The following is a 22,894-nucleotide window of genomic DNA, read 5'->3' on the forward strand; positions in this document are numbered from 1 at the left end:
CAAACCGGGGCGCCCGGACCCTCCGGACGCCCCGGTTTGGCGCTGCCCGGTAACCTTAAATGCGTGGCTTTGAACAAGATCGTCCTCTTCTACGGCTTTACCCCGATCGCGGACCCGGAGGCCGTGCGCCTGTGGCAGCGCGCGCTCTGCGAGAAGCTCGGGCTGACCGGGCGCATCCTGATCTCGAAGGACGGAATCAACGCCACGGTCGGCGGAGAGATCGGCAACGTCAAGCAGTACGTGAAGACCACCCGGGAGTACAAAGGCTTCCGGGGCATCGACGTCAAATGGTCCGACGGCAGCGCGGACGACTTCCCGCGGCTCAGCGTCAAAGTCCGCGACGAGATCGTCTCCTTCGGTGCACCCGGCGAGCTGAAGGTCGACGCCGACGGTGTGGTGGGCGGAGGCATCCACCTCAAGCCCGAGGAACTGCACGCCATGCTGGAGGAGAAGAAGGCCGCCGGCCAGGACGTGAAGTTCTTCGATGGCCGCAACGCGTTCGAGGCACAGATCGGAAAGTTCAAGGACGCGATCGTCCCCGACGTGGCAACCACCCACGACTTCATCAAGGAACTCGAGTCCGGAAAATACGACGAGCTCAAGGACCAGCCCGTCGTCACCTACTGCACCGGCGGCATCCGCTGCGAGGTCCTCTCCAGCCTCATGGTGAACCGCGGCTTCAAAGAGGTGTACCAGCTGGACGGCGGCATCGTCCGTTACGGCGAAAAGTTCAAGGACCAGGGGCTATGGGAAGGGTCGCTCTACGTTTTCGACAAGCGGATGCACGTCGAATTCAGCGAGGACGCCAAGACCATCGGGGAATGCGTCCGCTGCGACGCCCCGACCAACAAGTTCGAGAACTGTTCCAACCCCAGCTGCCGGAACCTCACGCTCTACTGCGCCGAGTGTGCGGCACGCCCGGAAACCCTGCGCTGCCCGCAAGGGTGCGCGGCCTAGACCGCCGTCGGAAATGACTGAACCGGCTCAGATCCTGGCGACCCGGTAGGCGAAGTTCGCCCGCCTGACGGCGTCGACAGTAACTTCGAGCACGGTGGACTTCGGCAGCTCGACGACGTTGATCCGGGTCTCGCCGCAATTCATCTTGAGCTCGATGATCGCGTCCTTGCCGTCCCGGACGGAGTAGGAGGCCTGGCGTGCACCCCGGCACGCCAGCGCCACCGAATACGTTCCGGCCGGAAGCTGGACTGTCCGTTCCGTCCGGGATTCCCCGGAACCCAGGAAGCCGTAGCTGGTGAAGAACGCCTGGCCGATGTTGGCCGGCAGCGCCTGCTGCGCCCACGCGGCCAGAACCTCGCCGGAAACAGTCCGGTCCAGTCCCGGATCCCGCGGAAGCACCGGGTCGGTGATTACCGGGGCGGGGCGTTCAGGCAGCGGCGCGCGGCCGTCGTCGTACGTGTACTCGCAGGCGGCCAGCCCGGCGGCCGTCAGGCCGTAACAGAGCACGACGGCGGCAAGCAGCCGCCGTTTCCGGGGCACCTTGAGGGCTCGGTACCGGCCCATATTCAGACTTTACGCCGGGAAGCCCGGTACGGTCAGCGGTGTCCCTCGACCGGCTCGATCCGGTAGCCAAACGCCCCGGAACCCCCGCTACCGAGGGGGCCGATCCGGATAATGATGCCGCCCTCCTCCGCTACGATCCGTACCCCGCGGATGCTCCTGCAGGCCGTACGTTCGATCATGAGGGTCCGGCGGCTGTCCCGGCTGATGACCGTCAGCTGGACTTCGCGGTATCCGAGGCAGGCGAAGGACAAATCGAACGTGCCGTTTTCCGCCGGATCGGGAACATCAACGGGACCGTCGAGTTTCGCGGCACCGAGGCGTTCGAAGGTACGGGGCTTGCCGAGGACGCCCTCTGCCCACTCCGCGGGGGAAAGCGCCGGGGGAACCGTATCACTGAGCAGCTCAAGCTGAGCGGCGGCGACCGCGTCCCTCCGGGCGGAGGTGGAATGGAGGCTGAACCGGGCCTCGCCTGACGTCAGGTGCAGGCGGACGCGGGCGGTCTTCCCGCAGCGCAGGCGAAGACCGGCATGGATTCCGTCATCCTGGCTGACCAGGATCCGGACGCCTGTGGTTCCCTCGCAGGCTCCGCTCAGGAGATAGGTGCCGGCGGCGACGGATGCCGACGGGGTGTTAGCGGCGTCGGACACTGCACCAGCGAAGCGCAGTACAGGAACCGGAGGCATGGGCTCGAGTTGTTCCAGTGCTGACCGGCGGTTCCGCTCGAGATCGTCCGGCGGCCGGCTTTGCGTCACGGACGGAAGCTCCCTTGGTTTATCGTCCGGGGTGGAGTATTCGCAGCTGCAAAGCATCAGAATGGACAACCCGGCGGACAACAGCGGCGCCAGGAACCCTGGTGCGCGAGCGGGGCGGGATCGCACCGGCATGGCATGAAGATACCGCCGTGCTGAGCAGGGCGACAGATCCAGGATTCTATGGTTTTGGAGACGGCACGGAAGAGGCCTCGCTAAGGCGGATCGTCCCTACGCCCTCATTCCCCTGGGTTTCCCCCCGAAGCTCAACAGTCGCCATGCCGCCGGGAAGATCATGCGTTAAGTCGGTGGCTTTGCCACACGGATGCACGCGTCCAATTGAACGCCCGTTCTGGTCCGTGACCGTCAACTGCGCACCGGTGTCTCCGACGCATGCGGAGGCGACTACGTATTTTCCTGCGGGAACCGTGAAGCTTACTTTCAGACTATTGGCAGGCGGTGGCCCTTCTCCGCCGCCCGGCGGAATCGGATTACCAATGGAACCGGACGCCTCGTACCCGGGTTCACCCTGCTGCGGCCCAAGAAGCGCTGCCACTTCTTCGAACATCAGGGCCATCCGCCTCTCGCGGGCGGGATCCGCGGTGCTTTCAGGCGGGGCCGAATCAACCGGCGACGACGAAACCGGCACCGATCCTGCCAGCGCACTCGGCCGTGGATCGCCTTCTTCGGTGTATTCGCAGGCCGCCAATACGGCAATCAGCCCCACCGTTGTTATTGCCCGCCCCCACACAGCCATGGGGAGAGCCTAGTCCAAGCAAGGCTATTGGGCCGGGACCAGCTGGTACGCGTAGATCAGCGGGACGTCCACGCTGCTCGCCGTTATCCTCACCGTTCCCGCGGCCGGCAGCACCACGCGGGTTGCTTCGTAGCTTCCATTGCAGGCCGCGCCGGCCTCAGTGATCTCCCTCCCGCCGGAGGACACCGCGAAAAACGCTTTCCCGCCGCCGTCGCAGGCCACGGTCAGGGTGTAATTGCCCGCCGGAACCTCCGCCTCCTGGACCGCGGGCTCCCGCTTGAGCATCTTGCCGGAGCCCTCCATTGCAACGGTGGAGGCGGACGGCAGCACCTTGGCCTTCCACGCCGGAACGTCGGCGTCCTCCACGGAAGGAGCTGCGGAGCAGGAAGCCAGTGCCAATGCGGCCATGAGGCCCAGTGCCGCGCAGCGCGAGGCGGCGCGTGCTGTGGAGGGAAGGAAAGCCATGTTTCCACGCTACCCGCTCCAGCAGTGTGCCATTTTCCACATAGCAGCGCAGCGGTCGGCCAGGGCGTGAAACGTCCCCCTAGACTTTCAAGGTGACCCAAACAGCGACGCATTTCACCGCCGGCAATACTCCTGACGCGCCCCGGAGCGACCTTCCGGAGCTGCTCATTTCCCTGGCCGGGGATCTGCGCGCTGCGGGGTTCACCCTGGACGGCGTGGCGGAGCTCCTCGGAGCCTCCGCCCACGACGCCCTCGGCCGGGACCAGCTCGTCCCGGCGCTGCTCGCCACCGAGCCGGCCGCGCTGGCAGGCAAACCGGACCCGGCCGCGGCGCTCGCTGTCGTCGTGCGGCTGTGGCTGCTTGCCGTTCCGCAGTCGGTCGAAGACCTCGACGCCGCCTTGCCGGGAACCGGAACTGCCGGGCTGCTTGAGCTGGGACTTGCAGAGATGCTCGACGGCGGTGCTGTCGCCGCCAAGGCGGACCTGCGGCCCTACGGTTGGGAAGCAGAAGACGGCCGGACCATTGAACTGTGGGTCTCCAGCGACCTCGCCGCGCACCAGCGGCCAGGGGTCCTGCGGCATGACCATGTGCTCGGGATCGGGCAGGCATCCACCACCCTGGTCCAGAGCACCGTCCGCCGCCCGGCGGCCCGCGCCTTGGACCTCGGCACGGGATGCGGCATCCAGACCTTCCACCTCCTGGAGCATTGCGGGCACGTCACCGCCACGGACATTTCTGAACGGGCGCTCGCCTTCACCCGCTTCAACCTGCTCCTGAACGCGGCGGCCCTGGGCCTGGACCCGGACCGGCCCGAGGAACGGGTCAGCCTGCGCCTGGGTTCCCTGCTTGACCCGGTGGCGCGCGAACAGTTCGACCTTGTGGTGTCGAACCCGCCTTTCGTCATCACTCCGCGCAGCAGCGGCGAGGAGGCCTCGGAACAGTTCACTTACCGCGACGGCGGCCTGCCGGGGGACCAGATCGTCTCCACCCTGGTCCGTGCCCTCCCGGAGGTCCTTGTTCCCGGCGGAACAGCCCAGATGCTGGGCAACTGGGAGATCACCACAGGCACGGGATGGAGCGAGCGGCCCGCCGCCTGGCTGGAAGGAACGGACACCGAGGCCTGGTTCATCCAGCGGGAACAGGTGCGGCCGGAGGTGTACGCCGAAACCTGGCTGCAGGACGCGTCCGAAGGGCGGGACAAGGACCTGTACCGCGGGACCTACGCCGCATACCTGGCGGACTTCGCCTCGCGGAATGTCGCGGCGATCGGCTTCGGCATGATCTGGCTGCGCCGGCCTGTACGGGACGCGGCTGCGGGAACCGCTCCGGCGCCGGACGCAGTCCGCCGCTTCGAGGAAATCACTTACCCCATCGAACAACCGGTCGGGCCGCACCTGGGCGCCGCCGTCGAACGCGCCGACTGGCTCGCCGGGCACGCGCTGGAGGAAGCCCACCTGCTGGTGGCCGAGGACGTCACGGAAGAACGCCACCAGCGGCCCGGAGCCGAGCATCCCGGCGTCATCCTGCTTCGGCAGGGCGCGGGCCTGCGCAGGACCAACCTGTTGAGCACCGAGCTTGCCGGTTTCGTCTCCGCCTGCGACGGCGACCTCTCCGTCCGGCAGCTGATCGGCGCCCTTTCGGCACTGCTCGGCGGCGGGGACGACTTCGACGACGACGCATTCCGTGCCGGCCTGCTGTCCGAAGTAGGGAACCTGGTCCAGGACGGCTTCCTACTGCCGGCGGACCATACGGACCAGGCGGATCAGGAGGGCGGGGCGCAGGAAACCGCGGTGCGGGCCCATGGGTGAGGGACCGGACGCAAAGCGGCTCCCGCTACACTGATCCGGTGAATGCAGAGAACGGGGCCAACGCGGAACAGGTCCCTACCAAACGCCGTCGCCGGCCGGAGAAAACGGTCGAGATCACCGACCCCAAGGCCATCCGTGCCCTCGCGCACGCTGCCAGGCTTGAAGTGATTTCCGAGCTGTACGAGTCCCAGCTCAGCCGCACCGCCACCGAGCTCGCGGCCCAGACCGGGCTCACTCCGAGCGCCATGAGCTACCACCTGCGCGCCCTGCAGAAGTGGGGAATCGTCGTGCCCGCGGAGACCACCGGCGACGCGCGGGAGCGCCGCTGGAAGGCGGCAGGAACCGACTTCAACATTGTCTCCGGCAGCAGCGTCGCCAGCCCGGAGCTCGCCGTCGTCGATCTTGAACTAGACGTGTTCCGCCGCCGGGCGCTGGCCTATTCGCGCGCCAGGAACGAACTGCGGGCCAGGGGCGAGGCGTCGGACTCCTCGGCGGCGATGATCCTGGCCAGCAAGCTCCTGTACCTGACCATGGAACAGCGGGTCGAGCTGAACAGCAGGATTGATGAGATCCTGCGCGACTATGAACTCGAGGACCCGGCCAGCATTCCGTCCGGCGCCGAGCGCATGGCCACCATGTGGTCCCTCATCCCCGACGACCGGAGCCCCGGCTTATCCACCTAGCAAAGGCAGGATTCTGCAAATTGTGGTGAACTAGGCCATTATGGGCACCAGCCCAAGCCATTCTTTTTCCGTAGGAGCAGCGTGCCCAGCAAGGCAAAATCCGGCAAGAAACTCGTGATCGTGGAGTCTCCGGCCAAGAGCAAGACCATTGCCAAGTATCTTGGCGAGGGCTTTGTTGTCGAGGCCTCCATCGGCCACATCCGGGACCTCCCGCAGCCTTCGGACCTGCCTGCTGAACTGAAGAAGACCTCGGTGGGCAAGTTCGCCGTCGACATCGAAAACGACTTCAAGCCGTACTACGTGGTGTCCCCGGACAAGAAGAAGAAGGTCGCCGAGCTCAAGGCCCAGCTGAAAGACGCCGATGCGCTCTACCTCGCAACCGATGGGGACCGCGAGGGCGAAGCCATCGCGTGGCACCTGCTGGAAGTGCTCAAGCCCAAGGTCCCGGTCTACCGCATGACCTTCGGCGAAATCACCAAGGAAGCCATTCACCGCGCCATGGACAACCTGCGCGACGTGGACACTGCCCTGGTGGATGCCCAGGAAACCCGCCGCATCCTGGACCGGCTCTACGGCTACGAAATCTCGCCGGTGCTGTGGCGCAAGGTGGCCCGCGGCCTCTCCGCCGGCCGCGTGCAGTCCGTGGTGACCCGCATGGTGGTGGACCGCGAACGCGAACGCATGGCGTTCAAGGCCGCGTCCTACTGGGACCTCACCGGCCAGTTCGGTGCGGACAGCGGTTCCTTCAAGGCCAAGCTCGCCGCAGTGGACGGCGCCAAGGTCGCCAGCGGCCGTGACTTCAACGACGACGGCGTCCTCACCTCCGCGAACGCCGTGCACCTTGACGAGCAACTCGCCGTGTCCCTGGCCGCCGGTCTGGAGAACGCCGCCTTCCAGGTCCGCTCGGTCGACACCAAACCGTACACGCGCCGCCCCGCCGCGCCGTTCACGACGTCGACGCTGCAGCAGGAGGCCGGCCGCAAGCTGCGCTTCTCCTCGAAGAGCACCATGCAGATCGCCCAGCGCCTGTATGAAAACGGCTACATCACCTATATGCGTACCGACTCCTCGGCGCTGAGCGACGAAGCCGTCACGGCCGCCCGCCGCCAGGCTTCCGAGCTGTACGGCCCCGAATACATCCCGCAGGGTGCCCGGGTGTACGCCAACAAGGCCGCTAACGCGCAGGAAGCCCACGAGGCCATCCGTCCCGCCGGTGACTCCTTCCGCACCCCGGCCCAGGTTGCCGGGCAGCTCAGCGGGGACGAGTTCCGCCTCTACGAGCTGATCTGGAAGCGCACCGTGGCTTCCCAGATGGCCGACGCCAAGGGTTCCACCGCGACCATCCGCCTCGGCGCGGTGTCCGCCGACGGGCGCGACGCCGAGTTCTCGGCGTCCGGTACGGTCATCACCTTCCCCGGTTTCCTTGCCGCCTACGAGGAAGGCAAGGATGAAAGCCGCGGCGACGACGACTCGGACGAAGGGCGCCGCCTGCCGAACGTCGCGAAGGGCGACGCCCTGAAGGCTTCGGAGATTGTCGCCGTCGGGCACGAAACGTCCCCCCCGCCGCGGTACACGGAAGCCTCGCTCACCGCCGAACTGGAAAAGCGCGGCATCGGCCGCCCCTCCACGTACGCCTCGACGATTTCCACCATCCAGGACCGCGGCTATGTCCGGAAGCAGGGCTCGGCCCTGGTGCCGAGTTGGATCGCCTTCTCGGTGATCCGCCTGCTCGAGCGGCACTTCACCGACTATGTGGACTACGAGTTCACGGCCGACATGGAAGGCGACCTGGACAAGATCGCCAACGGCCAGGCCGTCGGTGCCGCCTGGCTCAAGCACTTCTACTACGGCGAGGACAGCGATCCGGGGCTGCTGAGCATCGTGAACAACCTGGGCGAGATCGACGCGCGGGACATCAACTCCGTGCCGATCGCCGAGGGCATCACCCTGCGCGTGGGCAAGTTCGGCCCGTACCTGGAAAGCTCCGTGCCCACTGTGGACGCCAAGACCGGCGAGATCGTGGAATCCGCCCGGGCCAACGTTCCCGAGGACCTCGCCCCGGACGAGCTGACCCCTGCCAAGGCCGTGGAGCTCATGGAAACCTCCGCCCCGGAGGAGCGCGTGCTCGGTGCCGACCCGCACACCGGCCATACCGTGGTTGCCAAGAATGGCCGCTACGGGGCCTACGTCACCGAGATCATCCCGGAAATGACGGACGAACAGCTGGCCGCGCTGCCGGTGGAGTACTACAAGAACGGCAAGCCGAAGCCGCCGAAGAAGCCCGTGAAGGCGAAGCCGCGCACGGGGTCGCTGTTCAAGTCCATGACCGTGGAAACCGTCACTTTGGAGGACGCGCTGGCTCTCATGAGCCTGCCCCGGGTCCTGGGCGCCGACGCCGAAGGCACCCCGATCACGGTGCAGAACGGACGTTTCGGACCGTACCTGAAGAAGGGCACGGACTCCCGCTCGATCGGCAGCGAAGAGGAGATCTTCACGATCACCCTGGAGCAGGCGCTGGAGATCTACTCGCAGCCCAAGCAGCGCGGCGCCCGTGCCGCCGTTCCGCCGCTGGCAGAGTTCGGCCCGGACCCCGTGTCCGAGAAGAACATCGTGGTGAAGGAAGGCCGCTTCGGCCCCTACATCACCGACGGCGTCACGAACATCACCGTGCCGCGCGCCACCCCGCTCGAGGAACTGACCCGCGAAAAAGCGATCGAGCTGCTCGCCGAAAAGCGTGCCAAGGGACCGGTCAAGCGCACCACCACGCGCAAGGCGCCGGCGAAGAAGGCTGCGGCCAAGAAATAGGTGCGGAAGCTCCGGATAGGGAAATCCTCTGCGTGCTCGCTCGTTCCTCGCTTAGACGCACGCTGCCGGATTCCCCTATCCGGCAGCGGGTGAGTTGAGAAATTGTCTGTACCCCCCGGATGTGATCGGCTAGGTACATGAGTGAGCAGCCGGAAACCACTGACAACAGCCCCCTGAACGAGCTCGAGGAAAACCTGGCGAAGGCCGGGAACCCCGATGCCAACCCCGTTGAGGTCATCCTGTCCTTCCTCAACAGCGAGGTCTACATCCTCAGCAGCGACGCCCTGGACGCCCCGGACGCCGCCGTGGAACCCCTCGTCCTGGCCAATGTGGAAGGCCAGCCCGTGCTCGCGGTCTTCAGCCACCCCAGCCGCGTGGACTCCCACTTCCTCGAAGCCGCGCCGAACGTCCTGGCCACGCACGGTTCGGCCATCCTGGACAGCATCGGCGACGAGATCGGCCTGGTCATCAACCCGGGCAGCGAGCACGGCTTCGAAATGGGCCCCGAGGGCATCGCCAACGTCCGCCGCGACTTCAAGCGCGCCGGAGAGTAGCGCACAGCCGCGGGCCGTCGCACTTGCTTCACACAGTTCCAAACACGGAATAATGTCAGCATGCGTCTTGGCGTCCTAGACATCGGTTCGAACACCGTCCATTTGCTTTTGGTGGATGCCCATCCGGGCGCACGGCCCGTGGCGTTTGCGTCACACAAGCGGCCGCTGTCCCTGGTCCAGTTCCTGGATCCGGAAGGGAACATCAACGAGGCCGGGCAGCACGAACTGATCGAGTTCGTGCTCGAAGCCTGGGAATTCGCCGCCAAGCACAAGGCCGAGGACCTGCTGGCCTTCTGTACCTCGGCCATCCGCGAAGCCACCAACGGACCCGAAGTCCTGGCCAGGGTCAAGCACGAAACCACGGTGACCCTCCAGGAACTCACCGGCGACGAAGAAGCCTCCATGACGTTCTTCGCCGTCCGCCGCTGGTACGGCTGGGGCGCCGGACCCATCCTGGACCTGGACATCGGCGGCGGCTCCTTCGAAATGGCCTTCGGCCAGGACGAGCTTCCGGAACTGGCCATGTCCGTGCCGCTGGGCGCGAGCCGCCTCACCCGCGACTGGCTCCACGACGACCCGCCCACGGCCAAGAGCGTCAAGGAGCTGCGGCGCTACATCCGCTCCACCTTGAAACCGGTGGTGCGGGAATTCAAGGAACTCGGCCGGGCCAACCTTGTGGCCGGCACGTCGAAGTCCTTCCGTTCCCTGGCCCGCATCGCCGGTGCCGCCCCCAGCGGCGCGGGCCCGTACGTCAAGCGCGAGCTGCACGCCACGGACCTGGGCCTGTGGGCGCAGCGGATCTCCGCCATGACGGTCGCGGACCGGCTTTACCTGCCCGGTGTCTCCGAGGCCCGGGCGCGGCAGATCCTGGCCGGCGCCCTGGTGGCCGAGACCGCGCTGGAACTCTTCGAGTTCACCAGCATGGAGATCTGCCCCTGGGCGTTGCGCGAGGGCCTGATCCTGCGCCGCCTCGACCAGTTGGTCTTCGGCGGCCCGCTGCAGCCGGCACCGCACGTCGGGGCCGCGTCCGTTTCAAGGAACAAAGCAGCCGACGACGGCGGCCCGGCAGCCCCGGTCCCGGCCGCCGCAGCAGGCGGGCAGGCCGACTGACATGGGCGACGGCGTCGGGCAGTTGAGGGAACCGGACCAGGCAGGGGAGGCGCGGCCGATCCCGGTGGCCCTGTCCAGCGCCTCTGTCTATCCACTGAGCGTCCACGACGCCTTCGCGGTGGCGCAGGACCTGGGCTACGACGGCGTCGAGGTGATGGTCACCAACAACGCCACCAGCCAGGATGCCGCCGCGCTCGACCAGCTCAGCCATCGCTACGCCCAGCCCATCGTGTCCATCCACGCGCCCACGCTGCTGCTGACCCAGCAGGTCTGGGGTTCGGCGTGGAACAAGATCGAAATGTCCTGCAGGATGGCCCGCGACCTGGGTTGCAGCACCGTGGTGGTCCATCCGCCGTTCCGCTGGCAGTCCAACTACGCCGAGAGCTTCGCCGTCGGGGTCAGGGAAATCGCGGCGCTCTACCAGGTGCACATCGCGGTCGAGAACATGTACCCGTGGCGGGTCCGCGGCCGTGAAGCGCTGGCGTACTTGCCGCATTGGGACCCGGTGGGGCAGGACTACGACGACGTCACCTGGGACTTCTCGCATGCCGCCACAGCGGGGGTCAGCAGTCTGGACGCCGTCCGGGAACTCGGAAGCAAGCTGCGGCACGTCCACCTGACCGACGGCTCCGGCTCCGGAAAGGACGAGCACCTCATCCCGGGCCGCGGGACGCAGCAATGCGCCGAAGTGCTGCAACACCTGGCCGGCAACGGATTTCAGGGAACCATCGTGGCCGAGATTTCCACCCGAAAGGCCAAGGTGGCGGGGGAGCGGGAAGAGTGGCTTGCCGAGACCCTGCAGTTTGCCCGTCAGCACCTGGGCGCGCCGCTTGTGGGGGCCCACGAAGTCTGAGCCGGGTCGCCGGGCAGGTCGCCGCAGGACTTAAACGAGAAAGCACCGGCGGCTGATCGGGAAAATGGGGGGAAACCCGCTCAAGCCACCGGTGCTTCTTGGCGGACATCCCCATGCCCGCCTCATCACTCGCACCCTCAATGAGGTAACTACTACGTTACGTAGCAAAGTTGGGCGCAAGCTGCAATAACCTTGGGAGTTGGCTGGGAATCCCTGGCGGCCTCGGCGGCGGAACGGCGAACTGGCATGATGGAGCCATGACTCGAATCGCATTCCTTGGCTGTGGATCCATGAACGAGGCCATCCTGGGCGGCCTGCTCGCCGCCGGGACCAACCCTTCCGATGTCGTCGCCACGGTGCGCCGGGCCGAGCGGGCCGATGAACTGGCCCACCGGCACGGCATCATGGCGATCGCCGGCGCCGAAGATCCGGACAACAACAAGCTCGCCGCCAAGGGCGCCGGGGTGGTCATCCTGGGCGTCAAGCCGGTGGGCATCACCGATCTGGCCCGCGAAATTTCGCCCGCCCTGGCCCCGGACACGATCGTGGTCAGCGTGGCCGCCGCCGTCTCCATCGCGCAGCTGGAAGCCGCCCTTCCCGCAGGCCAGCCCGTCATCCGCACCATGCCGAACACCCCGGCGAAGCTCGGCCGCGGCGTGATTTCCGTGTCGGCCGGCAGCAACGCCACGCCCGAGCAGCAGCAGTTTGTCACTCAGTTGCTCTCCGCCGCGGGCACCGTGGTGGAAATCCCGGAAGAACAGGTGGACGCGCTTTCCGCCATCAGCGGCTCGGGCCCGGCGTACGCGTTCTACCTCGCCGAGGCCATGGCGGCCGCCGGCGTCGAACTCGGGCTGGATCCGGAACTGTCGCTGCGGATCGCCCGCGAGACCGTGGCCGGGGCCGGCTACATGCTCGCCGAGCCCGGCGCGGACCCCACTGCCCTGCGCGTGGCCGTGACCAGCCCCAACGGCACCACCGAGCGCGCCATCGCGGCGTTCAACGACGGCGGGATCCCGGCGATCATCGCCGACGGCGCCCGTGCGGCGGCTGCCCGCGCCGCGGAAATCACCCAGCAGCTCGGCTGAACCCGGAAAAACCTACGGCCGGGCCGCGAAGCGTTCCAGCAGGTCCACATGGCCGGACACGATGAGCATGTCGCGGCCGGAGACCTTCGTATCCGCCTGCGCGTAGGTGAAGTCCTCGCCCGGTGACTTCACGCCCACCACGGTGACGCCGTACTTGGAGCGCACCTTGGATTCCTGGAGCGTGAAGCCCACGGTTTCCTTGGGCGGGTACATCTTTACGATCGCGAAGTCGTCGTCGAACTCGATGAAGTCCAGCAGGCGGCCGGACACCAGGTGCGCGGCGCGTACGCCGGCGTCGGCTTCGGGGTAGATCACGTGGTTGGCGCCGATGCGGGTGAGGATCTTGCCGTGCGAGGGCGTGATGGCCTTGACCCAGAGGTGCTCGATGCCCAGGTCCACGAGGTTCACCGTGATGAGCACCGAGGATTCGATCGAGGTGCCCACGCCCACCACGGCGGAGCTGAATTCCTGGGCGCCGAGCTGGCGGAGGGCGTCGATGTTGGTGGCGTCAGCCTCCACCACGTGGGTGAGGACGGGGGCCCATTTCTGCACGAGGGCCCGGTCCCGTTCGATCGCCAGGACTTCGCGGCCCTGTTTGACCAGCTGTTCGGCGGTTGCGGAGCCGAAGCGGCCCAGGCCGATGACCAGCACGGGGGCATTGTGCGCCGGACGGGTGGAGGCGCCTGAGGTGTTAGCCAATGATCGGCCTTTCTTCGGGGTAGTGGTACAGCTGGCTGCGCTGGCGCAGGGCCAGCGCGGCGGCGAGAGTGACGGTGCCGACGCGCCCCATGAACATGAGCGCGGTCAGGACATAGACGCCCTCCGGCGGCAGTTCGGCGCTGAGGTTCGTGCTGAGCCCCACCGTGGCGAAGGCGGAGATCGTTTCGAAGAGGACCCGGTCCAGGGTTGCCCCGCTGATCTGCAGGAGCAGGAAGGACGAGACCGACACCAAGGTGGCGCCAGCCACGATCACCGAGATGGCAACCCGCATGGTGCCCTGCGGGATGGTGCGGCCATACACCTTAACGTCGGCGTCGCCGCGGGCCTCGGCGGCAATGGCGAGGAACATGACGGCGATGGTGGTCACTTTGATGCCGCCTGCCGTCGACGCCGAACCGCCGCCGGCGAACATCAGGGCGTCAGTGAGCAGCATGGTGGTGGACTCCATGTAGTTCTGGTCCACCAGGTTGAAGCCGCCGGAACGGGTCATCACGGAGGCGAAGAGCGAGTGGATGATCTTGTCGCCCAGGTTCATATGCGCGATCGTCCGTGCGTTGTCCCACTCCATCAGGGCCCAGAGGAATGTGCCGGCCGCCAGCAGGATGAAAGACACCTGGATGGTCAGCTTCGTGTGCAGGTTCCATTTACGCCAGTTGAGCCCGTTCTGCTGCAGGACCATCACCACGGGGAAGCCGAGGCTGCCCAGGAAGACGCCGAGCATCAGCGGGATGAGGATCCAGAGGTCCGTCTCATAGGGGACGATGCCGTCCGAGTGCGGGGTGAAGCCGGCGTTGTTGAAGGCCGAAATCGAGTAGAACACCCCGTGCCACACCGACTGCCAGAAGTCCTCGCCAAGGATCATGAAGCGCGGGATCAGGGCCAGGGCCAGGGCGCCTTCGATGACCACGGAGGTGGTGATGACGATCCGCAGCAGGGTACCGACTTCGCCGAGGCGGCCGGCGTTGTTCATGGCTTCCTGGGCGATGAGCTTTCCGCGCACGCCCAGCCGCTTGCTCACCGCCAACGCCAGCAAGGAGGCCAGGGTCAGCGTTCCCAAGCCGCCCACGAAGATGCCCACCAGGATCACCAGCTGGCCGAAGAACGTCCAGTGGGTCGCCGTCGAGACCACCGTGAGTCCGGTGACGCAGACCGCCGAGGCGGCGGTGAACATCGCGTCATGAAGCGGGGTGACAATGCCGTCCGCGGAAGCGGCGGGCAGCGACAGCAAGCCGGTAAAGAGCAGGATCACCAGGGAGAACGCAGTCAGGGCGAGCCGGGCCGGCGACGTGTTCGCGATGTTGTCGATGAAGTCCCGGAGGCCGGTGAAGATCCACAGGCCTTCCCGCTCAGGCTGGTCGGGGTGCCAGCTGGCCGGGCGTGGAGACCTCGACTGGCTCTGGGTCATGGCAGTGCTTTTCGCTTCTTGTTGACGGATCGGCTGTCTTGAGTAGTAAACCACTAATCGCCCGCGGCGGCCGGGCGAACAGGTTAGCCTGTGTTTGATGACTTCCCGGCCCGGCCCCCGTCCGTCCGCGCTGCCAACGACGGTGGCGTGGAGCCCCGCCATGACCGCCTACGACTTCGGCCCGGGCCACCCTATGGCGCCGCAGCGCCTCGAACTGACGGCGCGGCTGGCGGACTCCCTCGGGCTGTTTGAGCTGCCGCACGTCTCGTTGCGGGCACCGGAGCTGGCGTCCGACGTCGAACTCCAGCGGGTGCACAGCGCGGACTATATTGCCGCGGTGCGGCGTGCGAGCGAGGACCCGACGGTGTCCGACCCGGAACGAGGGCTGGGGACCGAAGACGATCCCGCTTTCGCCGGCATGCACGAAGCCGGTGCCCGCCTGGCCGCGGCCTCGCTGCTCTGCGCCGAAACGCTCCTCTCGGGCGAGGCGGTGCGGGCCGTGAACTTCGGCGGGGGCCTGCACCACGCCTCCCGGGAACGCGCCAGCGGCTTCTGCATCTACAACGACGCGGCCCTGGCCGTGCAGCGGTTGCTCGACGGCGGTGTGGCGAAGATCGCGTACATCGACGTCGACGCCCACCACGGGGACGGCACGCAGAACATCTTCTGGGACGATCCGCGGGTCCTTACCATTTCATTGCACGAATCGGGGCTGACCCTGTTTCCCGGCACGGGCTTCGCCAACGAGATCGGCGGCCCGCAGGCCCTGGGGACCGCCGTCAATGTCGCGCTGCCGGCCCACACGGGCGACGCCGGCTGGCTGCGGGCGTTCCACGCGGTGGTGCCGCAGCTGGTGGGTGCGTTCGGGCCGGAGGTGATCGTCAGCCAGCACGGCTGCGACTCGCACGCCAACGACCCGCTCACGAACCTCAACCTCAGCGTCGACGGCCAGCGCGAGGCCGCCACCGCTGTCGCCGGCCTCGCCGCGCGGTACTGCGGCAACCGCTGGATCGCCACCGGGGGAGGCGGGTACGACATCACCGGTGTGGTGCCGCGGACCTGGTCCCACTTGATCGGCATCGTGGCGCAGAACCCGATTTCCGTGGGCACCCGCGTGCCGGAGGAATGGCTCGAATACGTCCGGGAGAAGTTCGGCCGCAACGCTCCCGAACGCATGGGGGACGACGTCGATATCTGGTGGCGCTCCTGGGAGGTCGGATACGACCCCGGCGACGCAGTGGACCGCAGCATCATCGCCACCCGCAAGGAGATCTTCCCGTTGCATGGGCTGGATCCCTGGTTCGACTGAGACCTTTACGACGCTTTCTCCGTCTGGAACACCACGCCTGCGGCGCCCACCAGCCATCCGAGCAGGGACAATGCGAAGGCCCCGATGAGGTCGGTGGAGGCCGGTCCCTTGACGAGCCAGACGATGAGGACCAGCAGGCCCACGGCCATGTAGACCATGATCGCAGCGATGATCCTGCCGGACAGCTTCGCGGCGACTTCCGCCGGGAAGGAATTTACCGGGGAGCCTGACGGGGCCTCGTCCTGTCCCCGCTTGACCTCGGCGATCGTGAAACCCAGGGCCGACGCCGTCAGGGAACCAAGGGAGGTGGCCATCACGCCTGCGGCCGTCACCAGGGCGCCGTTCAGGGCCGGGGCGGTGAGCCCGGCGACCGGCACCCACGTACCCACCCGCAGCAGGACGGCGAGCCATACTGCCACGAAGAGGATCAGGAACACCGCCGCAATGATGTTGAACATCTGCCGCCGGAAGAAGTCAGCCATGGCCACGCACCCCGCCCGCTCTGGCCGCGGCCTGATGGCCGCTTGGACCGTGTGATCGTTCTACCATCGGGGGTAGGGCCGGTCAACGATCCGGAGACACCCTCCAGCCCAAGCTGTAGGAGATAGTGCGAGTGCGTGATTACGAGGAATTCCTGTCGCGGCTGCGCTACGTCCTCTCGCTCGACGGCACCATCGAATCATCCGGGATGGGCGGAGGTGCTCAGGTTACCTTTGTCGGCCTCGAGGGACGCCGCTTCGAATTCATCCAGAGCCTAGGCCAGATCTATTCGGCTGTTGGCCGCCTGGACAGTGAGGTACTCGCCGATCCCCAAGACATTTCGGACATGCAAGCGCAGCTGCGGCTGTTCTCGGTGCATGTTAAGGAAGCTGTGGAGACCGCTCCCGATGGTGCGCGCTTCTTCGAAGTGCGAAGTTCCGGAGTCTGGGCACATTGATCTGTCCCAGCCCCCAGGGCGCGCTCCACCACAGCGAAATAGTTGATGCCTTTTGACGTATATGTCGCTAGGGTTGGAGGCATGGTGACTGACGACGTATTTGCCGTCATTGCTGAGGCGACCCGGCGTGACATCCTGGTTTCCCTCCGCTCTGGGGACAAAGCTGTGGGGGAATTGGTTCAGGAGCTCGACGCCAGCCAACCCACCATTTCCAAGCATTTGAAAGTGCTCCGCGAGGCGGACCTCGTCAGCATGCGCGCCCAGGGGCAGAAGCGCTATTACGCCCTGAACCCGAAGCCCCTCGCCGGCATTGCCAGCTGGCTGGAAACGTTCGACGTCGGCCCCGCCGCGGCCGCTTCCACCGCTACACCGGGGCAGAGCCGGGAGGGCACCGCCCCCAGTGCCGGACAGCCCGCCCAGCCCGCCGCCGTCGGGACGTCCCAGGCTCCGGCGGGAACCGCCCGGCCAGTTAACGCAGCACAGCCGGCACAGGAAGTTGTTCCTGTACCGGCTGCGGTGGACGACACCGTTCCCCAGCAGATCGGCCGCACGGTGGGCCGCGCCGCCACGAGGGCTGCCGACCTGCTCGCGAAGCTGCCTGACCTGCCCAACCTGCCGAAGTTCGGCCGGAAGAAGTAGCGCGCTCCGGGAGGGGGCGTCAGCAGCCTTCGAAGTCGCTGAGCACCTGGACCTTCGCTGCCGAGGCCGACGCAGGGTCGAAGGCGTAGCCGATCCATTCCTTGGCCAGCCGCCGGGCCAGCTCCACGCCGACAACGCGCTGGCCCATGGTCAGCACCTGGCAGTCGTTGGAGAGGATCGAGCGCTCCACGGAGAAGGAATCGTGTGCCGCGGTGGCGCGGATTCCCGGGACCTTGTTCGCCGCGATGGCCACGCCGATGCCGGTGCCGCAGAACAGGATGGCCCGGTCCGCCTTGCCGTCACGGATCATTTCGCCGGCCGCGATGCCCACCAGGGGGTAGGGCCGGGTGAAGTCCTCGTCCGCGCGGTTGACGCCGATGTCGATCACCTCGGTGATGCGGGAATCGGCCTGGAGATCGGCAAGGATCCGGTCTTTGTAGTCAACGCCGGCTTCGTCGGCGCCCACGATGATTCGCATGGGTTTCTCCTAGTTGCTTGCTGCCGCAGCCACGGGGACTGCGGTGAAGTGGGGCCCGACGGCGGCGAACACCATCGCGAGGGACGTCGCCCCGGGGTCCGGGGTGCCGATGCTCTTCTCGGCCAGCGGACGGGCGCGGCCCTTGAGCGGCCGGAGTTCTGCGGTGGCGGCGGCGGCCTCGGCGGATGTAGCGGCTGCGGAAGCCCACGCCTCCTCCACGGCAGAACCTGCGGCGACGGCCGAGGTGAAGGACCCAGCGAACGGCAGCAGCGAGTCGACCATCGTCTTGTCGCCGATCTCCGCCTTTCCGAGGTCGGTGATGCGGCTGGCAAAGGCGCGGACAGCGCCGGCGAGGTCGTCCGCCGTCGGGATGTCCGTGTCGCCCAACCGTTCGCCGAAGGCGCGCAGCCCGGCACCCCAAAGGACGCCCGACGTTCCGCCGGCCTTGTCGGCCCAGGCGTCGCCGCCGGCGATCAGTACGGAGCCGGCGCCGGCGCCGGCGGAGTAGGCGGCAGTGGCGGCGGCCAGTGCGGCTGCGGATCCGCGGACCATGCCGCGGCCGTGGTCGCCATCGCCGGCAATGGCGTCCATGTCGCCCAGCATCGCCTCGGAAGCGCGCAGCAGGGCGGCCGTCGTGTCCAGGGCGGCGAGGCACTGGGCAGCGTACTCATGCGACTCGGCTGTGGAGGAGTAGTCGGCGGCGCCGTCGTACGCCTCGTCGGATGCGAGCTCACCGGCAGGCGTCACCTCGAACCCCACCATGCCGCGGCGGTACGCCGGGGTCAGGGCAGGCGCCGTCCAGTACTGCTCGAGTTCCTCGTCCAGCCAGGTGACTGTCAAGGAAACTCCGGCCATGTCCAGGCTAGTCACCAGCTCGCCGACCTCGGGCATCACCAGCGTGTACCCGGCGTCGCGCAGCAGGGGAGCGACCGTGCGCCAAAGCACGAACAGCTCTTCAAGCTTGGTGGAACCGAGGCCGTTGAGGATCACCGCGATGCGACCTGCGTGTTCCGCAGGAGCCTCTTCGAGGACGCGGCGCACCAGTTCCGTGCCGAGTTCGACGGCGGACGGCAGCTCGGTGTCGAACAGACCCGGTTCGCCGTGGATGCCCAGGCCCAATCCCATGTGGCCCTCCGGAAGGCGGAACAAGGGCTGCTCCGCGCCCGGGAAGGTGCAGCCGCCGAAGGCGGTGCCGATGGTGCGGGTTTGCTCGTTGGCCTTGCGGCCCACCCGGACCACGGACGCCAGGTCCAGCCCGGCTTCGGCGGCGGCGCCCATGACCTTGAAGACCGTGAAGTCCCCGGCGATGCCGCGGCGCTTCTCGATCTCACTGGTGGAGGCGCTGGCGATGTCGTCCGTCACCAGGACGTTCTCCGCGGCGATGCCCTCGGCGTTCAACCGCTCGCTGGCCATGCCGAAGTTCAGCACGTCGCCGGCATAGTTGCCGTAGGTGAACACGACGCCGGCGCCGGAGTTGGCCGCCTTGGCCACCGAGTAGGCCTGCTGGGTAGAGGGAGAGGTGAAGATGTTTCCCACCACGGCGCCGTCAGCGAAGCCCGGTCCGATGATGCCGGCGAACGCGGGGTAGTGGCCGGAGCCGCCGCCGGTGATGACGGCGACTTTCGGCGTGGCCGGGCGGTTGCGGCGGACCGCGCCGCCCTCCACCTGGCGCACGAGGTCCGAGTGGGCGTCACAGAAACCCGCGAGGGCTTCGTCGGCAAAGTCGGCGGGATCGTTGAAGATTCTGGTCATGGTGGGTCCTGGTTCTGGGGTCCGAGCGGGGAGCCGGACTAGTGGATGTGGCTGCCGCCGTTGATGTCGATGGTGGTGCCGGTCAGGTAGGCCGAGTCCTCGGAGGAGAGGAAGGTGATGACGGCAGCAACCTCTTCGGTGGTGGCGTTGCGGCCCATGGGAATGCCGGCGTTGATGGCTGCTTCCAGCTCATCGGTGGTGCCCACGCGGATGTTGGTGTCCACGGCTCCCGGAGTGATGGCATTGACGGTGACGCCCGTGGTGGCGATTTCACGGGCCAGGGCCTTGGTGAAACCGAGGATGGCTGCCTTGGCCGCGGAGTAGGGAACCTTGCCGAACACGCCGCCGCCGCGCTGGGCGGACACGGAAGACATGTTGACGATGCGGCCCCAGCCGCTGGCGATCATCTCCGGCAGGAACGCCTTGGTGACCAGGTAGGTGCCGGTGGCGTTGACGTCCATCACCTTGTGCCACAGCTCGAGCGTGGTTTCCAGGAAGGGGATGGGGGAGGTGATGCCGGCGATGTTGGCCAGGGCGCCGACCACCGGCAGGTTACCGGCAGCAACCTCAGCGGCGACGGCGGCCTGGGCCTTGGTCACGGAGGCTTCGTCGGCGACGTTGATCTCATAGCCGAAGGCGGGAACGTTGAATTCGTTGCCGATTTCGGCGGCAACCTTGGCGGACTTCTCGCCGTCGAGGTCCAGGATGACGACGCCCCAGCCCTGGGCGGCGTAGCGGCGGGCAGTGGTCAGGCCGATGCCGCGCTCGGAGGTGGCTCCGGTGAGGACGGCGGTGCGCTGGATGGTGGACATGATGCTCCTTGAATGGGGGTTTGTGCAGGTGTCAGATGAGGTCTGTGATGTAGCTGCCGGCTTTGGCGGTGGCAGCCGGGCGCTCGTCGTGGGTGACGTCGCGCGTTTCAAGTTCCAGCGAGAAGTGGCCGGTGTAGCCGGCGTCGCGCAGCTTGGAAAGGCCGCCGGCGAAGTCGGCCTGGCCGTTGCCGATGCTGAGGTTGATGTTCCCCGGCTCGGTCTCGGTGGCGGGAACCGCGTCCCGCAGATGGACGTGGGTGATGCGGTCCGCGAAGCGGTCAACGAAGTCCACGGGGTCGCCGCCGGAGGCAACGATGTGGCTGAAGTCCATGACGATTCCGACGCCACTCCCGGCCAGGCGGTCAGCCAGCAGTTGCGCGCGCTCCATGTTCCAGCAGAGCCGGAAGTAGTGCAGGGATTCGGTCCACAGTTCGACGCCGAACTCCTCTGCACGCTTGGCCGCGTGGATCAGCTGGGCCGCGACGGTGTCGATGTCTTCCTCGAGACTCTTGACCGGCTCGTGGTCGATCGCGCCGCAGGGCAGCACCAGCGCCTTCGCGCCGGTCTTGGCGGCCAAGCTGAGCAGCATCCCGAGGTGACGTTCGCGCGCTTCCCGGGCTCCGGCGTCGAGCACTGCGTTCAGGTCCCCGACGTCGCCGTTCACCGAACGGACGCGCAGTCCCGAGTTATTGACGACGGCGGCAACCTCCTCGACTGCGGCGGCGTCCAGGACGTAGGGCACGTGGTCGCAGACGCCCGGGAGGGCGCCGAGGTCGATTTCCTCGAAGCCGAGGCCGCCCATGGTTTGCAGGGCCGTGGCCAGGTCCTGGTGGCGGAAGCTGATGGAGGAGCAGCCCAGTCGTTGGTGGAACATCGTCGTTGATTCCTTGGATTTCGGGGCCGGCGTTACGGCGTGGCCTGCGTGATGGAAACCACTCTAAGTGCGTTAACTGTCAACAGTCAACCCTCAAGGTCGACTGTTGACATTGGGAGTGCGGCGGGTCACACTTGGCGTATTATGTTGACTGTCGACAGTGCGGTAGCCGACGAAGCGCCGCACTCTTCGAAAGGGAAAGAACACCATGAGCAATGAAGCTCTGACCATGCGTGGTCCGGTTCATGGAACCAAGGAAGCGAAGCGCGTTGCCGTCGGTTCAGGCGTCGGCGCCGTCATTGAGACCTACGACTTCATCGGTTTCGGCACCGCCGCCGCGCTGTACTTCGGTACGGCATTCTTTCCGGGCGCCGATCCGGTGACCGGAACACTTGCCTCCTTTGCCACCCTCGGCGTCGGCTTCGCGGCCCGCCCGCTGGGCGGCATCATCGGCGGCCACCTGGGCGACAAGCTCGGCCGCAAGCCGGTGCTGGTGGCCTCGCTGATCCTGATGGGCCTGGCCACTTTCGTGATCGGCCTTCTCCCCACCTACGCGCAGGTGGGCATCCTCGCCCCGACCCTGCTGGTGATTGTCCGCATCATCCAGGGCCTCGCGTTCGGCGCCGAATGGGGCGGTGCCATCCTGATGAGCTACGAGCACGCTCCATGGAAGAAGAAGGGCCAGTTCACCGGCATCGTGCAGGCCGGCTTCCCGGTGGGCCTCCTGCTGGCCAACCTCGTCTTCCTGAGCAGCGTGGGCCTTGGCAGCGAATGGGCCTGGCGCGTGCCGTTCCTCGCCAGCATCGTCCTGGTGGCGGTGGGCCTGATCATCCGCTCCAAGGTCCCGGAGTCGCCGGTGTTCGAGGACGTCAAGAACAAGGGCGACATCGTCAAGTCGCCGATCGTCGAGGTCATCAAGACCGACTGGCGGAACATTGTCCGCGGCATCGGCCTCCGTGTTGCGGAAACCGCCGGCTACGCCGTGTCCGTGACCTACATGATTTCCTACCTGCACAGCACCAAGCTCGCCGACAAGACCCAGACCCTCGTGGCCCTCTGCATCGCTGCCGCGATCGGCATCCTCGCCACCTACTCCTGGGGCAAGCTGACGGACAAGGTGGGCCGCCGCACCGTCTACGTGTGGTCCACTGCCTTCGCCGTAGCCTTTGGCATTCCGATGTTCCTGCTGGTCAACACGGGACTGTTCTTCCTCATCATCGCCACGATTGTGCTGGCCTACGCCGTCTGCCAGAACTCGCTGGCCGGCGCCCAGGGCGCGTGGTTCCCCGAGCTGTTCCAGGCCAAGACCCGGTCCTCCGGAGCGTCCCTCGCCTACCAGATCTCGGCGATGGTTTCCGGCTTCACGCCCTTCGTCACCACCCTGCTGTTCGTCAGCTTCGGCTGGGTGGGCCCCGCAGCCCTGTTCAGCATCTACGGCGCCATCGGCCTGTGGGCAGCCCTGGTCACCAAGGAAACCTGGGGTCCCCGTGAGCGTGCGCTCGCCGAAGAAGCCGCCAGCAAAACGCCCGATTCCGTAAACGCCTGACATCCACAGCAACCGGGCGCCGTCCCACCAGG

Annotated in this window: 23 protein-coding genes; 12 read left to right on the forward strand and 11 right to left on the reverse strand. The window is 67.0% G+C overall.

What is annotated here, in order from left to right:
- Positions 1–63: 63 nt before the first annotated feature.
- Positions 64–957 carry an oxygen-dependent tRNA uridine(34) hydroxylase TrhO gene (trhO, locus tag D3654_RS18060; RefSeq protein WP_120522847.1) on the forward strand — a complete coding sequence of 298 codons (894 nt, stop codon included), beginning with the start codon at positions 64–66 and terminating at the stop codon, positions 955–957.
- A 27-nt stretch (positions 958–984) separates the two neighbouring features.
- Here trhO and D3654_RS18065 read toward each other — a convergent pair whose 3' ends face one another.
- From D3654_RS18065 to D3654_RS18075, 4 genes are all read right to left on the reverse strand, one after another.
- Entirely contained in the window at positions 985–1,521 is a 537-nt protein-coding gene (locus D3654_RS18065) for a hypothetical protein (protein ID WP_120522848.1), read from the reverse strand.
- A gap of 32 nt (positions 1,522–1,553) precedes the next feature.
- Positions 1,554–2,168 (reverse strand): hypothetical protein, encoded by a 615-nt coding sequence (locus tag D3654_RS18070; protein WP_162943789.1) that lies wholly within the window; start codon positions 2,166–2,168, stop codon positions 1,554–1,556.
- Between the two features lie 283 nt (positions 2,169–2,451).
- A complete protein-coding gene (locus D3654_RS20575) occupies positions 2,452–3,027 on the reverse strand; it encodes a hypothetical protein (protein ID WP_162943790.1) in 576 nt (191 codons plus the stop codon).
- A gap of 24 nt (positions 3,028–3,051) precedes the next feature.
- Positions 3,052–3,492: a hypothetical protein gene (locus D3654_RS18075; RefSeq protein WP_120522850.1), complete on the reverse strand. Its 441-nt coding sequence runs from the start codon at positions 3,490–3,492 to the stop codon at positions 3,052–3,054.
- 92 nt (positions 3,493–3,584) lie between these two features.
- On the opposite strand from D3654_RS18075, the gene D3654_RS18080 reads away from it, so the two are divergent.
- From D3654_RS18080 to proC, 7 genes are all read left to right on the forward strand, one after another.
- Entirely contained in the window at positions 3,585–5,300 is a 1,716-nt protein-coding gene (locus tag D3654_RS18080; RefSeq protein ID WP_120522851.1) for a DUF7059 domain-containing protein, read from the forward strand.
- Between the two features lie 38 nt (positions 5,301–5,338).
- Complete coding sequence (locus D3654_RS18085; protein WP_245413321.1) at positions 5,339–5,983, forward strand: ArsR/SmtB family transcription factor; 645 nt, start codon at positions 5,339–5,341, stop codon at positions 5,981–5,983.
- A gap of 81 nt (positions 5,984–6,064) precedes the next feature.
- Complete coding sequence (topA, locus tag D3654_RS18090; RefSeq protein WP_120522853.1) at positions 6,065–8,788, forward strand: type I DNA topoisomerase; 2,724 nt, start codon at positions 6,065–6,067, stop codon at positions 8,786–8,788.
- 137 nt (positions 8,789–8,925) lie between these two features.
- Entirely contained in the window at positions 8,926–9,342 is a 417-nt protein-coding gene (locus D3654_RS18095; RefSeq protein WP_120522854.1) for an SseB family protein, read from the forward strand.
- 60 nt (positions 9,343–9,402) lie between these two features.
- Positions 9,403–10,452, forward strand: a complete 1,050-nt coding sequence (locus tag D3654_RS18100; RefSeq protein WP_205571855.1) for a Ppx/GppA phosphatase family protein — start codon at positions 9,403–9,405, stop codon at positions 10,450–10,452.
- A gap of 1 nt (position 10,453) precedes the next feature.
- Positions 10,454–11,305, forward strand: a complete 852-nt coding sequence (locus D3654_RS18105; RefSeq protein ID WP_120522855.1) for a sugar phosphate isomerase/epimerase family protein — start codon at positions 10,454–10,456, stop codon at positions 11,303–11,305.
- Between the two features lie 257 nt (positions 11,306–11,562).
- Positions 11,563–12,390: a pyrroline-5-carboxylate reductase gene (gene proC, locus D3654_RS18110; protein WP_120522856.1), complete on the forward strand. Its 828-nt coding sequence runs from the start codon at positions 11,563–11,565 to the stop codon at positions 12,388–12,390.
- 12 nt (positions 12,391–12,402) lie between these two features.
- On the opposite strand, the gene D3654_RS18115 is transcribed toward proC, so the two are convergent.
- Positions 12,403–13,089 (reverse strand): potassium channel family protein, encoded by a 687-nt coding sequence (locus D3654_RS18115; protein ID WP_120522857.1) that lies wholly within the window; start codon positions 13,087–13,089, stop codon positions 12,403–12,405.
- Entirely contained in the window at positions 13,082–14,515 is a 1,434-nt protein-coding gene (locus D3654_RS18120) for a TrkH family potassium uptake protein (RefSeq protein WP_120522858.1), read from the reverse strand. Before D3654_RS18120 ends, D3654_RS18115 begins: the two co-directional genes overlap by 8 nt.
- A gap of 97 nt (positions 14,516–14,612) precedes the next feature.
- Here D3654_RS18120 and D3654_RS18125 point away from each other — a divergent pair, with 97 nt between their 5' ends.
- The gene (locus D3654_RS18125) at positions 14,613–15,824 is read left to right on the forward strand and encodes an acetoin utilization protein AcuC (protein ID WP_120522859.1); all 1,212 of its coding nucleotides are present in this window, start codon (positions 14,613–14,615) and stop codon (positions 15,822–15,824) included.
- Between the two features lie 5 nt (positions 15,825–15,829).
- Here D3654_RS18125 and D3654_RS18130 read toward each other — a convergent pair whose 3' ends face one another.
- On the reverse strand, positions 15,830–16,306 hold the full coding sequence (locus tag D3654_RS18130) for a hypothetical protein (RefSeq protein WP_120522860.1): 477 nt from the start codon (positions 16,304–16,306) through the stop codon (positions 15,830–15,832).
- 131 nt (positions 16,307–16,437) lie between these two features.
- Between D3654_RS18130 and D3654_RS18135 the strand changes: the two genes are divergently transcribed.
- Positions 16,438–16,761 (forward strand): hypothetical protein, encoded by a 324-nt coding sequence (locus D3654_RS18135; RefSeq protein WP_120522861.1) that lies wholly within the window; start codon positions 16,438–16,440, stop codon positions 16,759–16,761.
- A gap of 81 nt (positions 16,762–16,842) precedes the next feature.
- On the forward strand, positions 16,843–17,400 hold the full coding sequence (locus D3654_RS18140) for an ArsR/SmtB family transcription factor (protein ID WP_120522862.1): 558 nt from the start codon (positions 16,843–16,845) through the stop codon (positions 17,398–17,400).
- Between the two features lie 19 nt (positions 17,401–17,419).
- Here D3654_RS18140 and D3654_RS18145 read toward each other — a convergent pair whose 3' ends face one another.
- Genes D3654_RS18145 through D3654_RS18160 form a run of 4 tightly spaced genes read right to left on the reverse strand, consistent with a single transcriptional unit; the run spans position 17,420 to position 21,316 of the window.
- Complete coding sequence (locus D3654_RS18145) at positions 17,420–17,878, reverse strand: ribose-5-phosphate isomerase (RefSeq protein ID WP_120522863.1); 459 nt, start codon at positions 17,876–17,878, stop codon at positions 17,420–17,422.
- A gap of 9 nt (positions 17,879–17,887) precedes the next feature.
- The gene (locus D3654_RS18150) at positions 17,888–19,630 is read right to left on the reverse strand and encodes a dihydroxyacetone kinase family protein (protein ID WP_120522864.1); all 1,743 of its coding nucleotides are present in this window, start codon (positions 19,628–19,630) and stop codon (positions 17,888–17,890) included.
- 38 nt (positions 19,631–19,668) lie between these two features.
- Complete coding sequence (locus D3654_RS18155) at positions 19,669–20,442, reverse strand: SDR family NAD(P)-dependent oxidoreductase (RefSeq protein WP_120522865.1); 774 nt, start codon at positions 20,440–20,442, stop codon at positions 19,669–19,671.
- Between the two features lie 31 nt (positions 20,443–20,473).
- Positions 20,474–21,316, reverse strand: a complete 843-nt coding sequence (locus D3654_RS18160; RefSeq protein ID WP_120522866.1) for a sugar phosphate isomerase/epimerase family protein — start codon at positions 21,314–21,316, stop codon at positions 20,474–20,476.
- 208 nt (positions 21,317–21,524) lie between these two features.
- Here D3654_RS18160 and D3654_RS18165 point away from each other — a divergent pair, with 208 nt between their 5' ends.
- Positions 21,525–22,862 carry an MFS transporter gene (locus tag D3654_RS18165; protein ID WP_120522867.1) on the forward strand — a complete coding sequence of 446 codons (1,338 nt, stop codon included), beginning with the start codon at positions 21,525–21,527 and terminating at the stop codon, positions 22,860–22,862.
- The last annotated feature ends 32 nt before the right edge of the window (positions 22,863–22,894 follow it).

The sequence above is a fragment of the Arthrobacter celericrescens genome, assembly GCF_003614925.1.
GTDB lineage: Bacteria > Actinomycetota > Actinomycetes > Actinomycetales > Micrococcaceae > Arthrobacter > Arthrobacter celericrescens.